Annotated in this window: 15 protein-coding genes; 11 read left to right on the forward strand and 4 right to left on the reverse strand. The window is 46.9% G+C overall.

The window, feature by feature from the left end; translation table 11 throughout:
- Window positions 1–117: 117 nt before the first annotated feature.
- Entirely contained in the window at window positions 118–870 is a 753-nt protein-coding gene (locus AB4323_RS03775; RefSeq protein ID WP_017061222.1) for an SDR family NAD(P)-dependent oxidoreductase, read from the reverse strand.
- A 12-nt stretch (window positions 871–882) separates the two neighbouring features.
- Entirely contained in the window at window positions 883–1,578 is a 696-nt protein-coding gene (locus AB4323_RS03780) for a sulfite exporter TauE/SafE family protein (RefSeq protein ID WP_017061223.1), read from the reverse strand.
- Window positions 1,579–1,940: 362 nt separating this feature from the next.
- Here AB4323_RS03780 and AB4323_RS03785 point away from each other — a divergent pair, with 362 nt between their 5' ends.
- Window positions 1,941–3,257 carry an aspartate aminotransferase family protein gene (locus AB4323_RS03785; RefSeq protein WP_017066353.1) on the forward strand — a complete coding sequence of 439 codons (1,317 nt, stop codon included), beginning with the start codon at window positions 1,941–1,943 and terminating at the stop codon, window positions 3,255–3,257.
- 167 nt (window positions 3,258–3,424) lie between these two features.
- Here AB4323_RS03785 and AB4323_RS03790 read toward each other — a convergent pair whose 3' ends face one another.
- A complete protein-coding gene (locus tag AB4323_RS03790) occupies window positions 3,425–4,939 on the reverse strand; it encodes a PLP-dependent aminotransferase family protein (RefSeq protein ID WP_372151657.1) in 1,515 nt (504 codons plus the stop codon).
- A gap of 239 nt (window positions 4,940–5,178) precedes the next feature.
- Between AB4323_RS03790 and AB4323_RS03795 the strand changes: the two genes are divergently transcribed.
- The 4 genes from AB4323_RS03795 (at window position 5,179) to AB4323_RS03810 (ending at window position 8,446) form a co-directional block, all read left to right on the forward strand.
- Window positions 5,179–6,045 carry a transporter substrate-binding domain-containing protein gene (locus tag AB4323_RS03795; RefSeq protein ID WP_372151659.1) on the forward strand — a complete coding sequence of 289 codons (867 nt, stop codon included), beginning with the start codon at window positions 5,179–5,181 and terminating at the stop codon, window positions 6,043–6,045.
- 131 nt (window positions 6,046–6,176) lie between these two features.
- Window positions 6,177–6,818: an amino acid ABC transporter permease gene (locus tag AB4323_RS03800; RefSeq protein ID WP_372151661.1), complete on the forward strand. Its 642-nt coding sequence runs from the start codon at window positions 6,177–6,179 to the stop codon at window positions 6,816–6,818.
- A gap of 115 nt (window positions 6,819–6,933) precedes the next feature.
- Window positions 6,934–7,599: an amino acid ABC transporter permease gene (locus tag AB4323_RS03805; RefSeq protein ID WP_372051399.1), complete on the forward strand. Its 666-nt coding sequence runs from the start codon at window positions 6,934–6,936 to the stop codon at window positions 7,597–7,599.
- A complete protein-coding gene (locus AB4323_RS03810) occupies window positions 7,592–8,446 on the forward strand; it encodes an amino acid ABC transporter ATP-binding protein (RefSeq protein ID WP_017065130.1) in 855 nt (284 codons plus the stop codon). The genes AB4323_RS03805 and AB4323_RS03810 overlap by 8 nt, the downstream gene beginning before the upstream one ends.
- 103 nt (window positions 8,447–8,549) lie before the next feature.
- Here the strand turns inward: AB4323_RS03810 and AB4323_RS03815 are convergent, their stop codons facing one another.
- The gene (locus AB4323_RS03815) at window positions 8,550–9,278 is read right to left on the reverse strand and encodes a UTRA domain-containing protein (protein ID WP_102320935.1); all 729 of its coding nucleotides are present in this window, start codon (window positions 9,276–9,278) and stop codon (window positions 8,550–8,552) included.
- 211 nt (window positions 9,279–9,489) lie between these two features.
- On the opposite strand from AB4323_RS03815, the gene AB4323_RS03820 reads away from it, so the two are divergent.
- From AB4323_RS03820 to AB4323_RS03845, 6 genes are all read left to right on the forward strand, one after another.
- Window positions 9,490–10,593 (forward strand): ABC transporter substrate-binding protein, encoded by a 1,104-nt coding sequence (locus AB4323_RS03820; RefSeq protein ID WP_102511694.1) that lies wholly within the window; start codon window positions 9,490–9,492, stop codon window positions 10,591–10,593.
- 61 nt (window positions 10,594–10,654) lie between these two features.
- Window positions 10,655–11,533 (forward strand): alkaline phosphatase family protein, encoded by an 879-nt coding sequence (locus tag AB4323_RS03825; protein ID WP_372151663.1) that lies wholly within the window; start codon window positions 10,655–10,657, stop codon window positions 11,531–11,533.
- Entirely contained in the window at window positions 11,530–12,423 is an 894-nt protein-coding gene (locus AB4323_RS03830) for an ABC transporter permease subunit (RefSeq protein WP_017067196.1), read from the forward strand. The genes AB4323_RS03825 and AB4323_RS03830 overlap by 4 nt, the downstream gene beginning before the upstream one ends.
- Window positions 12,423–13,208, forward strand: coding sequence for an ABC transporter permease (locus tag AB4323_RS03835; RefSeq protein WP_004732591.1), 786 nt, complete (start codon window positions 12,423–12,425; stop codon window positions 13,206–13,208). The genes AB4323_RS03830 and AB4323_RS03835 overlap by 1 nt, the downstream gene beginning before the upstream one ends.
- Window positions 13,208–14,227: an ABC transporter ATP-binding protein gene (locus AB4323_RS03840; RefSeq protein ID WP_017070182.1), complete on the forward strand. Its 1,020-nt coding sequence runs from the start codon at window positions 13,208–13,210 to the stop codon at window positions 14,225–14,227. The genes AB4323_RS03835 and AB4323_RS03840 overlap by 1 nt, the downstream gene beginning before the upstream one ends.
- Window position 14,228: 1 nt before the next feature.
- Entirely contained in the window at window positions 14,229–14,888 is a 660-nt protein-coding gene (locus AB4323_RS03845; RefSeq protein ID WP_102320939.1) for an HAD family phosphatase, read from the forward strand.
- Window positions 14,889–14,952: the final 64 nt, after the last annotated feature.

The following is a 14,952-nucleotide window of genomic DNA, read 5'->3' on the forward strand; positions in this document are numbered from 1 at the left end:
TAATGAGGCGAATTAGACATAGTCTTTTATGCCGTTGGTTATATTTGAAGTATCGTGTGAAAGAAATGATAAAGGTGGCCTGAAAAGACCACCTTTTTTGTATGTGTCGGTTTGAACTTAATCTCTATCGATTGCGAACGCAGACCATGCTTGACGTGTCGGCATCACTTCGACTCGGTTAATGTTGATGTGATCTGGCAAGGTTGCGATATAAAACATCTGCTCGGCAATATCCTCTGCTGACAACGGTGTAGTGCCTTGGTAAAGGTTGTCTGAAGCCGTCTGGTTACCTTTAGTTCTTACAAGAGTAAATTCCGTTTCTGCAATACCAGGGGAGAGGTCAGTCACTCGTACCCCTGTGCCTTGTAAGTCACAACGTAGGTTGTAACTGAACTGCTTTACGAACGCTTTGCTGGCACCATACACATGGCTTCCTGGGTAAGGCCACTGTCCGGCGATTGACCCAACATTGATGATTGAGCTTCCTGCGCCTTTTTTAATTAACGTAGGCAACAGCGCATGAGTAACATTAACCAAGCCTGTGACATTGGTATCGATCATAGTGTGCCAGTCTTTCAAGTCCACATCAGGCGCGCCTTCTGGTGCCAAAGCTAACCCAGCATTATTGACCAATGCGGTAATCGACGAAAATTCAGCGGGTAATGAATCAATGGCTTGTTTTACGGCGTCTGCGTCTCGAACGTCGAGTTGAATTACATGCACAGGCACCGTTAATTCTTCCTTTAGGTCGAGTAGCCTTTCGATTCGACGACCAGACAGCACTAACGACCAGTTATCTTCTGCGAAACGTTTTGCTGCCGCTTTGCCGAAACCAGAGGTTGCCCCTGTAATGAACGCTATCTTATCCATAAATACATCCTTCTAATTTGAAATTAACATAAGTAGTGCCATGCCGATCAAAATCGGCGCGGTCGTTGTTTTTGCAGACAAGTTCGGTACTGATAGATACAGTTTTTGCCCCAGTACATTGCCAATCAAAGCTGCCGGTAATAGCCATAAACCTGTGATGAACGATTCTTGGTTAAATGCGCCAATCCATATGAAGCCGATCAGTGAAATCGCTGAACTCAGCAGAAAAAACACAATCGCGGTGGCTCTCTGTTCACTGGTTTTAATGGTCAGGTTCATCAAATACGTCACTAATGGCGGACCTCCTGAAGAAGCGGTGGTCATGCTAAACCCCGAAATGGCTCCCGCCCAAAACGCGTGTCGTTGGTGCAACCAAGTGAGGCGTAAGTCCAAAATAATCAGCGTGCCAGCGACCAAAGACATCATCGCGATAAAGGCCTTCAAGCCTGATTCCGATATCGTGCTAATGAAATACAGCGAGAAAGGCACCGCAACCAACATGCCAATACACAGCGGCGCAATAAGCCGGATATTGATGGTGGTTTTACTTCGCTTGAGCAGAGGAAAGGCACTTAAAAAGTCCAACAAGATAGCGATGGTTACCGCTTGCAATGGTGGAACAATAAAGCTGAGGGAAAGCGCTACGATAATCGCAAACCCAAATCCTGAATAGCCTCGAACTACTCCTGCAAACAGAATCAATGTCATCGCTAATCCTAATTCCACTCTTGCTCACCTCTTTGCTTTTGATATTGCTGCTGCGTTAATTAGCGTTCGATGAGACCTGTCTCGTCTGCCTTTCAATCTATTCACACCTAAGAGTTTTGAATAGAGCCAGATCGACGATTGGATTGGGTCAGGCAGATTGTTGGATCGGGGATGAGACTTGGGCTGATGTACTGGCCCAATGTTTTGTTGAAACTGACACTATGACCTCCGCCCTGTTTGGGATGAAGATTATTCCATCCGATAGCGCAGCCTTTTCAATGTCGTGTTTTGTGTCTTTCATTCTCGAAGACGAGCCAAGCACGAGCGGCTGTGAATCTAGTGTTGTTAATGGAGACGATGAAATGGAAGTATCAACAGAACAGCTTGTGAACCAAGATATTATCGACCTCGACAAGAGCGTATTTCATTCTTGGTCGATTCAAGAAGCAGCGGAGCCTATCGCCATTGCGGGTGGGCAAGGATGCAAAATGTGGGACTACGAAGGTAAAGAATACCTTGATTTTAGTAGCCAACTGGTTAACACCAACATTGGTCATCAGCATCCACAAGTGATCAAAGCGATTAAAGATCAGGCTGATTCATTAGTGACCGTTGCCCCTGCGACCGCCAACCTCACTCGTGGTTTGGCGGCTAAGCGTATCTTGTCGAAAGCGCCAAGCTCGTTTAAGAAGGTGTTCTTTACCAATGCAGGGGCAGATGCCAACGAAAATGCGATTCGCATGGCGCGACAATTCACAGGGCGCGACAAGGTGCTATCTGCTTACCGTTCTTACCATGGCAATACAGGTACAGCTATTGCTGCGACGGGGGATTTTCGTCGAATTCCAAACGAGTATAGCCGTGGGCACGTTCACTTCTTCAATCCATTTCTCTATCGAAGCGAATTCAACGCGGCGACTGAGGCAGAAGAGAGTGAGCGTGCCCTGCAGCATTTAGAGCGAGTGATTGAATGCGAAGGACCAACGGCGATTGCGGCGATTATCCTAGAGACGATTCCGGGAACGGCTGGTTTTCTCATTCCGCCCAAAGATTACCTTATCGGCGTGCGTGAGCTGGCAACCAAACATGGCATTCAGTTGATATTCGATGAAGTCATGGTCGGCTTTGGTCGCACGGGTAAGTGGTTTGCGTTTGAGCACTTTAATGTCGTGCCAGATCTGATTACTTTCGCGAAAGGGGTGAACTCGGGTTATGTGCCGGCTGGTGGCGTGGTGGTCAGCGAACCGATCGTTGAGCACTTTAAGTCAAACTTCTTTATGGGCGGCTTAACGTACTCTGGTCACCCTTTGGCGATGGCTTCTATCGTTGCAACGCTCGATGTGATGGAGCAAGAGGGCATTGTCACACATGCTGATAACGTCGGTAACAGCGTTCTAGGGCCGCTCCTACTGAGCCTTCAAGAGTTGCACCCTATGATTGGTGATGTGCGCGGTAAAGGGATGTTCTGGGCGGTTGAGCTGGTGGAAGATCGTGAAAGTAAAACACCTTTAAGCAATGAAAAAATGGGGCAATTGAAAGCGCAATTGACCAAGCGAGGCCTGTTGACCTTCATTGTGAATAACCGCATTCACGTTGCGCCACCTTTGGTTATTCAGCCAAGCGATATAAAGAAAGGCGTTAAGATCATTGATGAAGTGTTGTTTGAACTCGCTTCTTAAGTCTCCAATAAGATAGCCAGCACAGCAACCAAGGCACTTTGACAAAGAATTCCCCGTTCTTTTCAACGTGCCAAACCTAACCTTCAGAAACGACAAAAGAGCATCGATTGATGCTCTTTTTACGTTCTTTCACTAAATCAGTCTGGTCAAACTGCTTTTAAGTGATGCTAGATCTTCATCACCTCTGACAGCTCTTTGATACCGGGTGCGATCAGATCTTTGTCGATGGCGTGAAAGCCCAACCTGAAATAAGAATTAGGATCAAATTCGGATGAAGTTTCATTGCTCAACTTCGTTTCAGGTTCGGTCATGAAGTGAGAATACCCTGTCTCAATCAAAATCCCTTTTTGTGCGGCTCGTGACGCTAAGCGTTGGCTATTGATGTGACTGGGCGTTTGTAGCCACAGAGAGTTGGCCTGCTCGCTTTGAGCCAGTCGCTTGCAGTCAGGTAGGTACTTCAAGACCGCATCGTTGATCAGCTTCCAGCGCTGGCGTGTGTTTTCCCTAAAGCGCCTCACAAAGCTGTCGTAGTAGCCTTGTTCAATAAAGTGCGCCACTTCCATCTGAACGCGGCTTGGTGCGTGTCGATACATCAAGCGACGCAGTATTCTAAGATCGTAGATCAACTCTTCAGGTGCCACGATGTAGCCTAATCTCAAGCCGGGTGCTAATAGCTTAGAGAAGCTGCTGACGTAGATGACTCTCCCTTCCTTGTCATTGGCTTTTAGCGCGGGTTTAGGATTCCACTCCACGTTGCACTCGGCGTCATAGTCATCTTCGATAATTACCGCGTCATTGGCTTTGGCCATTTCAAGTAACTGAGTTCGACGCTCATCACTCATGGTGACGCCGGTTGGAGCTTGATGGCTAAGCGTGACATAGAAGTGATCACACAGTGAAGAGTGCTCATTGAATCTCAATCCTTGTTCATCCACTTGATGCGGGTGTAACTGCGCGCCAGAGAGATTGAAGATGTGATTCGCTTCTTTGTAGCCGGGGTTCTCGACTCCGACTCGACTCTGATGGTTCATCAGCAAAGTCGAAATCAAATACAGCGCATTCTGCGAACCTAAGGTTATGAGGATCTCATCACTTTGGGCATGAATACCGCGCTGTGGGAGCACCCTTGTGCGTATCTGTTCGACCAGCATGTCGACGTCTTTATCGACCTTGTCGCAAAGCCAGCGGTGATCATGTGGGTCTGAGGTGACCTTTCTTGTCGCTTCTCGCCATTGAGCTAATGGGAAGTCATTGATAGAGGGTTGGCCAAAAATAAATGGGTATTGGTAACAACTCCAATGCGAGGGTTTGACGATGCGTGGGTATTGGCCCAATTGCAGCTTAACGCGTTTGCTCCAATCCGGTGCATTGTCGCTGTCGGCTGATTCAAAATGATCCAAACTCGCGTCGATAGTATCACTCGGATTTTGATACTTTTCTGAAAGGTAATAACCACTGCGAGGCTTACTGATGAGGTAGCCATCGTCGAGCAAACTGTCGTACACCAAGGAGACAGTATTGCGTGAAACACCCAATTGGCTAGACAGCTTACGACAAGACGGAAGCGCTTGTTCAGCCGGAAAAATACCATTCAATATCGCCGTTACCAAATAGCTACGTACTTGTTCTTGCAGGCTTCTTTTGGAATCAAACTCGATGAAACAATTGTGATTTATCGCCATGAGATACAGTCCTTATTCTCAGTGAACCTCAGTCCAATTTGTATAAAAGAGCAAGAAATGCGCCAGAGTTCATATTGATGTTTTAAGAGTGTGTTTTGCTCTCTCTCAACCCCGAAAATTACGTTGTCCCAAACTAGAAAATCGTTCTGTCCCAACCTGAAAATTAAATTGGCTCTACGTCTCCGATGCATTCCGTTCATAAAGTAAAGGCAGGCAAATAATCTCGATAAGGAAAGCGTATGAAACAGGGAATGACGATGAAGGTATGGGTTTCAACAGCGGCAGCGACAGTTGTACTGGGTTGTTTTGGAGTCGCACAAGCATCGGAGCTTGCAGCCATCGAAAAGCAAGGCTTCATGAAAGTGGCGACAGAAGACAACTACTCTCCATTCAACTATATCGACCGCGGTAAGCCTGCGGGGATTAACAAAGATTTGCTTGATGAGTTACGTGAATATTCGAAGTTCGATATCGAACAAGAGATCTTACCTTGGACAGGGCTACTCGCTTCGGTATCTGCGGGTCAATATGATGTGGCGTTAACTGGCGCGATCATTACCGATGCTCGCTTGAAGGCCTTTGATTTCACTCCACCTATCGCTTCAGCGCAGCATTACTTCTTAACCAGAGCTGACGCGGAAGATATTAATACGGTAGCCGATTTAGATGGAAAAACAGTGGGCTTACAAGCGGGCAGTGCTTTGCTAGAAAGGCTTCCAGAGCTCGAAGTGATGCTCGAAGCACAAGGCAAATCTTTGGGTAAAGTGGTGCAGTATCAATCCTACCCAGAAGCGTATTCCGACTTGGCAATCGGCCGAATAGACTATGTGATCAACAGTGTGGTTTCAGTTAACGAGGTAGTGAAGTCGAAGTCAAAGGTATTCAAAAAAGGCGAAGCAGTCTCTGGCCCAGGTTTCGTTAGCTGGCCAGTTCCTAAAGATAATCCTGAGCTTTTGGCTTACCTAACGGAATTCTTCCTACACCTTGAGCAAACAGGAAAAATGGCAGAGTTGCAGAAGAAGTGGTTCGGTGAATCGTTCGACCAACTCCCTTCAGAAGCCATCACTTCGGTTGAGCAGTATCACAAGCTAACAGCCGTTCAATAGATGAATAAGCATGCGCCGACACAAACAGTTAGCGGCTGTTTGTGTCCATGCCAATGGGTTCAAAGCGGTTTAACCCATGAGTCTTTGGCGCACAATCTATCGAAAGAAGTCGCTGATCAAAGAGGTCGTTTATGGATTATTACGCTTGGGAACAGTTACTACAGGGCGCGTGGGCAACGGCATGGATATCGGCAGTATCGATTGTATTAGGTGTCGTCATCGGCTTAATGATTGCCTTGGTTAGAATGATGAAAATCCCGTTTGTGGATCAAATGTTGGGCATTTATGTTAGTTGGGCACGAGCAACGCCTTTGGTTACGTTGGCTCTGTTTATTTTCCTTTCTTTTCCGTCATTTGGCATCAATTTAGATAAACACGTTTCTGCCATTTTAGCTCTCACACTCAATACATCGGCATTCAATGCAGAGATTTGGCGCAACGCCTTTCTTAACTTTTCAAAAGGGCAAATGGAAGCGGCTGACGCCATTGGTATGAGACGCATCACTTACTTTCGCCGCATCATGTTCCCGCAAATGGTGATTATGAGCCTACCAGCGCTAGTCAATGAGATGTCGTTCTTAATCAAAGGCAGCCCAGCGATTGCGGTGATCGGCATCGTCGACCTAACTCGTGTCACCAATCGAATCTCTGCGGTTACCTATGAACCACTTGGGCCGATTCTATGTGCCGGTGCCATTTACATGTTGATTATTGGCGTGTTGGTGAAGTTGCAAGCTGTGGCTGAAAACCGAGCCACTTATCTGCAGCAATAAGTGCATACATCTGTTTACAGTAGCAGCAACAGTTTGGCCGTCATCACTACTTGGTCAGCTACACCATTTACCTGCTTGTGATGCGTTATTGAGCGGGTAAGTTTAAGGAGTAAATATGGAAGAATGGAATATTATCTGGCAACAAAAAGAGCTGTTTGCTTCAGGGTTTGTGACCACATTTTATCTTTTTGTTTCGTCTTCAATCTTGAGTTTCGTCATCGGTATTGGTTTGTTGTATTGCCTCGAAAACTCAAAACTTGGTGTGAAGTACACCATCAATAGTTTGATAGGCATGATGCGCACCTTGCCGTTTCTTATCTTAGCGTACCTGCTCTATTACGGGTTGCCGCAGGTTGGTATTCGACTCGATGCGATTACAGCGGGAATCATCGCGCTAAGTCTCTATCACGGTACCTATTTTTGTGAGATTTTCCGAGGTGTTCGTAAAGGATTAGAGCCAGGTTACATCGAAGCGGCGCACGCTTATGGCTTCTCTAAATTCAAAACATTTACCCGAGTTATTACCCCAAATGTGTTGTTTAAGTCGGTTCCACTGATCACGAACCAACTCATCATCTGCTTAAAAGACACTGCGTTTCTTAGCATCATCACCGTCGCAGAAATTACCGCGGCCGCCAACAGCATTCAATCAACGTACTTCATCCCATTGAATGCGTTCATCATTGCTATCGCGCTCTACTGGGCCGTGAGTATTGCACTTGAAAGCATCACCAAACGAATCCAAACCAAAGTTGAACTTAGAGGACTTAGCCATGCTTAAACAATCAGAGATTATTGAAACGGAAGCACCGATTAACCCTTCTTTGGGCGTGAATTTGGAAGTGATTGAGTGCGAGCCACTATTGGAAGAACGAGAGACGATCATCAAGGTTGAAAACCTGTCGAAACAGTTTGATGGCATCGAAGTACTGCGAGACATCAACCTCAACATCAACAAAGGCGATGTGGTGAGTATTCTCGGCTCGTCAGGTTCGGGGAAATCGACGCTACTGCGTTGCATGAACTGGTTAGAGCAGCCAGAGCGCGGCACGATTTTTATGGGTGATGAGCGTATTGGTATCAACTCTGAAACGGGTAAGCCACTCAAATACAAAGAGTTGGCGAAACTTCGAGAGCGTCTTGGAATGGTTTTCCAAAGCTTCAACTTATGGCCGCATCTCACCGTGTTGCAAAACGTCATGGAAGCGCTGGTTCATGTTAAGAAGATAGCGAAATCAGACGCCGAGGAGATGGCTCGTAAGCAACTCGACAAGGTTGGGATGTCACACAAACTAGAGAGTTACCCAAGCATGTTATCGGGTGGGCAAAAGCAACGTGTCGCGATTGCCAGAGCTCTCGCGATGGAACCGGATGTATTGCTGTTTGATGAGCCAACCTCCGCGCTCGACCCTGAATTGGTCGAAGAGGTGTTACTGGTAATGAAGAAGCTATCGCAAGAGGGTTACACCATGGTGGTGGTGACTCATGAGATGGAATTCGCGCGTCAGGTGTCGGATCAGGTGGTATTCCTTGAGAAGGGCATCTTGATTGAGAAATCCAACCCTGAGAAGTTCTTCACTAACCCAGATTCAACAAGGGTAAGGAAGTTCCTCAAGCTTGATTCATGAGCTAGATGATTCGCGCACCTTAATGTTTGATTGTTAAAAAACTCCGACTGAATCAGTCGGAGTTTTTGTATTTGTGTTGCTACCGCATTAAGAGGATGTGGTACTAGCCAATGCTATCAATGTGGATCACTACTGAGTCTGGTCGCCAGTATTCCAGTTCGCAGTCCATCAACTCGCCATCTTGCTTGTAGTTCACACGGCAGATCTTCAGCACCGGTTGACCCTCAGCCAAATTTAATGCCTTGGCGACATGCGCAGGGGCAGAGGTGGGTATCACATCAAAGCGCGATCGTTTGGTCTCGTAGCCGTATTTTTCTCGGTAGATGCCTGTCAGCGACATGGTAAGGTTTTCTGACAACACCTTCTCAAACAACGGCGCTTTTAAGACGTTTTCAACAAACAGCACCGCTCTGCCATCAATAAAGCGTAATCGCTCAATCACGTGTATTGGCGTTATCTGCTCTATCTCTAATGCTTTGGCGTAATCGCCTGTCGCCATCTCTGTACGGGTGCTGAGCAGTCTGGTTTCTGCTATGCGGTGTTGTTCGCGGATCATTTGATGAAAGTGAGAACGTGACAATGGGTTATAGCGAACACGTTCGGGTGACACATACCAGCCACGGCGCTCTTCTCGGTATATCAAACCTTCGGTTTCCAGAGACACCAACGCATCTTTGAGCGTGATTCGTGTGGTGGAAAACAGTTCGCTAAGGTTTCTTTCTGATGGCAGTTTTTGCCCTTCAATGAAGATACCTGATTGAAGCTGCTCTCGAATACTCGCCTTAATTCTTCCTAACTGTGTCCCTGATTGCCCGGTGCCCAATGTTCTCATTACTGATCTAGTCCATAAGTTCGTGTGCTTAATAAGGTAAACCATGGAGTTAACAGGAATGTGACAGTAAACAATGGCTTATTGTCATATGAGTGAAATATAACTGCCACGTAAATGCACTCGAACTGTCAAATAACTTACGGCAAACCGTCACATTCCGGCTATAGCATACAAAACGAACTTACTGACCTAGTCCAGAGGGATAGAGACAATGAAAACTTTGCTTAGCCGTTCAACTGTATCGCCAGCCAAACTGATTGGTTCACCTGCAAAATTAATCGGCGCAACGCTAATAACGGCAACACTTTCAATGCCAGCGATGGCGAAGGATGCTGATCTTGAGTCACTGATTGAAGCCGCTCAAAAAGAGGGTGCAGTTTACAGTGTGGGTATGCCAGACAGTTGGGCAAACTGGAAAGGCACATGGACTGACCTGAAAGCAAACTACGGTTTGAAGCATCAGGATACCGATATGAGCTCGGCGCAAGAGATCTCGAAATTTGAAGCAGAGAAGAAAAACGCAACCGCTGATATTGGTGATGTGGGTTTCGCATTCGCACGTGTGGCCGTAAAGAAAAACGTCACTCAGCCATACAAACCAACCACTTGGAATGACATTCCAGACTGGGCAAAAGACAAAGATGGTCACTGGGCTCTGGCTTACACTGGCACCATCTCTTTCATTTCCAACAACAACCTTGTTGAAGATGCGCCGAAAACTTGGAGTGACTTACTAGAAGGTGACTACAAAGTCACAGTCGGTGACGTAGGCGTAGCAGCGCAAGCAAACAACGCGATTTTAGCGGCTGCATTTGCTAATGGCGGTGACGAGTCGAACCTAAAACCAGCGATTAAATTCTTTGGTGAATTAGCGAAGCAAGGCCGTCTGTCTTACACCGACCCAAGCATCGCGAATCTTGAAAAAGGCGAAGTGGAAGTGGCAATCATGTGGGACTTCAACGCACTGAACTACCGCGACAAGATCGACCGTGAGCGCTTTACGGTAAGCATTCCACAAGATGGCTCAGTGATTTCTGGTTACACCACCATCATTAACAAATACGCACAAAACCCGAACGCGGCGAAGTTGGCTCGTGAATACATCTTCAGCGACCAAGGCCAAATCAACCTAGCAGAAGGTTACGCACGCCCAATCCGCAGCAACATTACGCTACCTCAATCAGTACAAGACAAGCTGATCTCAAACGATGAATACAGCAATGTTCACCCAGTGACTGACTTCTCAGCATGGGAAAAATCAGCACGTCGCCTGCCACGTCAATGGCAAGAAAGCGTATTGATTCACCAGCAATAACCCCGCTTAACACACCACCTTCAATAGGTGGCTTATAGAAACAAGCAATAGAGAATAGACCATGAGCAATAAGGTTATCCTTGTTGTTCTAGATGGACTGAACTATCAGGTAGCCCGTGATTGCATGGGCTACCTGTACGGTCTTCTAGAACTAAGCGATATGCATGAGAAACAGGGCGATTTGCAGAATAAACAGAGCACTTCGCAGAGCACGCAAAAAAACAAGCTGCGCGCCACGCTTTACCCTGTGCAGTGTGAGCTGCCATCTATGTCCCGTCCACTGTATGAGTGCATTTTAACTGGGGTTCGCCCTGTCGAGAGTGGCATCGTCAACAATCAAATCGTGCGTTTATCGAATCACGAGTCGGTATTTAGCTTGGCGAAGTCGCAGAACAAAGTGACGGCTGCAGCGGCATATCATTGGGTGAGCGAGTTATATAACCGAGCGCCATTTGATGCAGTACGTGACCGTTTCACCAACGATGAAACCATGAACATCCAACACGGTTGTTTCTACCACTGGGACCACTACCCAGATGAAGCCTTGTTCTTGGATGCTGAGCACCTGCGCGTCACTCATCAGCCTGATTTCTTATTGATTCACCCAATGAACATTGACGACATGGGACATAAGCACGGGCTGGATTCTCGCCAGTACCGTAATAGTGCTCGTGGCGCGGATATCTACCTATCGAACTACCTTGAGAAATGGGTAGATGATGGTTATCAAGTGATCATCACCAGTGACCATGGCATGAACAATGACCTGTCTCATGGTGGCATTCTGCCTGAAGAGCGTGAAGTGCCTTTCTTTGTGATTGGCGATAAGTTTACACACCAAGCTTGTGCAGTGAAACAGACCGACATCTGCGGCAGCGTGTGTCAGCTACTCAACTTAGATCACGATAAATCTTACACTCAGGAATTGTTGGCCCTATGAGCAGTTCTGTAATCACGCAGAGCGATGGCTCTGCGCTTAAACCCAAAACCAAATCTTTGTTTCAACGCTTCAAGCCCGCTTTGTGGCTTGCGCCTTTCGCATTGTTTTTCTATCTGTTCCAACTGGCACCTATGGTTTGGGTGCTGATCAACAGCTTCTTCTATGACGACGAACTCTCTCTCGAAAACTACGCTGAAGTGTTCGATTCTGCCTTTATGATGCAGGCTTTTGGCAACAGTTTATGGTTGTCGATTTGGTCGAGCATTGTTGGCTTAGCGATTGCGACTCTGCTCGTTTCTTCACTGCGCCGCGTTGATTCTAAAATCCGCGATGCGGTGATTGCTTTCACCAACATGAGCAGTAATTTTTCTGGCGTTCCGTTGTCTTTCGCTTTCATCATCATCCTTGGGACCAACGGTGCGATTACCTTGTTGCTCAAGCAGTATGGATTGCTGGGTGATTTCGACCTTTACGGCAAGTGGGGCTTGCTGGCGATTTACATCTACTTCCAGATCCCATTGGCGGTGTTGTTGCTCTATCCAGCGTTTGATGCTCTGAGTGACGACTGGCAAGCCGCTTCTGCATTGCTTGGCGCGAAAACTTGGCAATACTGGACCAAAATAGCGCTGCCTGTGTTATCTCCGGCTTTGTTCGGCACCTTCATCATCTTGATTGCCAACGCGATTGGCGCCTATGCGAGTGTGTATGCGTTGACCTCGGGCAACTACAACGTGATTACGATTCGAATTGCGAGCTTGGTATCGGGCGACCTGTTCCTAGAACCAAACCTGGCTGCTGCAATTTCCGTGATTCTGATGGCGATGCTGGCCTTCATCACAGTGATTAACCAATGGCTGATCAGTAAAAGCTACGCAGGGAAGAGAAAGTAATGAACACCGTAAATACTCGCTTTCATAAAACGGTTGTCTATTCGATTGTCGGCATCATGATGATTCCGATCTTAGCGACCTTTATCTACTCGATCTCCTCGCGTTGGGGCGCCACTATCCTGCCGGATGGCTTCACGTTAGATTGGTACATCAACCTGCTGACGGATCCTCGCTTCTTGCAAGCTTTTGGTCGTTCACTGTTTATCTGTGTGGCAGCACTGTCATTGAGTGTGGTGTTGGTCTTGCCTGCGATTTTCGTGGTGTTTTACTATTTCCCGAAACTCGACAAGGTGATGAATATCCTGATCTTATTGCCATTCGCTGTGCCACCCGTGGTGTCGTCGGTTGGCTTGCTTCAGCTATATGCCGATAGTGAAATTTCCTTGATAGGCACACCGTGGATCTTGATTGGTACTTACTTCACCATCGCGTTGCCATTCATGTATCGCGCGATTGCCAACAGCTTTGAAGCGATTAACCTGCACGATTTGATGGACGCGGCACACCTGCTCGGTGCAAGCACCACCAAGGCGTTCTTGTTGATTATTCTGCCAAACCTTAAGAAAGGCTTAATGGCGTCGCTGTTCTTGTCGTTCTCGTTCCTATTGGGCGAGTTCGTGTTCGCCAACATCTTGGTGGGTACACGTTACGAGACACTGCAAATCTACCTATACAACATGCGTCAAACCAGCGGCCACTTCACGTCAGCCCTAGTGATGACGTACTTCCTGTTTATTTTCTTACTGACTTGGTTGGCAAGTCGTTTCAGCCAGGGAACAAAATAATGAGCTATGTAAATGCGAAAAACCTTACCAAAAGCTTTGGTGACAACACGGTGTTTGAAGATATTGAATTTTCCATCGAGAAGGGCGAATTCATTACTCTGCTTGGCCCAAGTGGCTGTGGTAAATCGACTCTACTGCGCAGCTTGGCTGGCCTGAATCCTGTTGATGGTGGCGAGATCTGGGTCAACGGTGAAGAGATTACTCACCAAGTGCCGCAACAACGTGGCATCGGCATGGTGTTTCAATCTTATGCGCTGTTCCCGAACATGACGGTTGAAGGCAATATTGCGTTTGGCCTCAAGATGAAAAAGCTTGCTGCTGACGAGATTAAACGTGAAGTGGCGAAAGTGATTGGACTGGTGGACTTAACGGGTAAAGAGAAATTCTACCCGCATCAGCTATCAGGCGGTCAGCGTCAGCGTGTGGCTTTGGCAAGAGCTTTGGTGGTCAAGCCGCGTATTCTGCTACTTGATGAACCGCTTTCTGCACTGGATGCTAAGATCCGTAAACACCTACGCCAACAGATCCGAGATATTCAGAAAGAGATGAATCTGACCACGATCTTCGTGACTCATGATCAGGAGGAAGCGATGATCATGTCTGACCGTATCTTCTTGATGAACAAAGGCGAGATCGTACAAGCAGGTACACCCGAAGAGATCTACACTCAACCATCCAATGAATTTGTGGCTGGGTTCATGGGTCACTACAATCTGGTGCAAGCGAACAAAGCCAAGCAACTTTTCAATATTGAAACAGAGTGGAAAGTGGCGATTCGACCTGAGTCTATCTACGTGAAAGAGCAAGGTCGACAATATGGCGAACATATCTCTGCGCCGAAAACGGGCACGATTCGTAACCACCAGCTTTTGGGCAACGTGATTCGCTACCAAGTGGACGTCGATGAATGTGAATTAACTGTCGATTTACTTAACCGTTCCTCTGAGCGACTGTTGGCAAACGGCAGCCAACTTGAACTCCTGTTTAACCTTAACGAAATTCAACCTGTGAGAGCCTAAGATGTTCAAACCTTTGTATGTATTTGATATGGACGAAACGCTGATCAATGCCGATGCAGCGATGCTCTGGAATGAGTTCTTGGTTGAAAAGGGCATTGCCACTGCGCCCAACTTTATTGATGAAGATAAACGCTTAATGGGCCTGTATTCGGAAGGCAAACTGAACATGGAAGATTACCTCACGTTTTCCATGCAGCCATTAGCCGATATGCCAACAGAGCAAGTCACCGCCTTGGTGGAAGAGTGTGTTGAACAGCATATTTTGCCTAAACAGTTCAAGCAGTCGAAACCTTTGATTGAGCAGTTAGAGCGTGACGATATCGACATGTTGATCATCTCAGCCAGCGTCACTTTCTTAGTAGAAGCGGTCGGCCGTAAGATTGGTATCGAGAATGCACTCGGTATTGATTTGATTGAAAACCAAGGCCGTTTTACTTCTCAAATATCAGGCGTACCAAGCTATCGTGAAGGCAAAGTGACGCGTTTAAAAGAGTGGTTAGACAATCAAGAAACCAATTACTCAGATATCCACTTTTATACGGATTCAATCAACGACTTACCTTTGTGTGAACATGCCGATTTTGCCTATCTGGTGAACCCATGTCCGCGTTTAAAAGCGTTAGCCGATCAACTGAACTGGTCGATTCTCAACTGGGATTAACGCTGATCCCATCTTTGAATTATGTTCGCTTTAGAACGAAAAAAGCCGCTGATGAAAGCGGCTT

The sequence above is a fragment of the Vibrio sp. 10N.261.52.C11 genome (assembly GCF_041471405.1).
Taxonomy (GTDB): domain Bacteria; phylum Pseudomonadota; class Gammaproteobacteria; order Enterobacterales; family Vibrionaceae; genus Vibrio; species Vibrio crassostreae_C.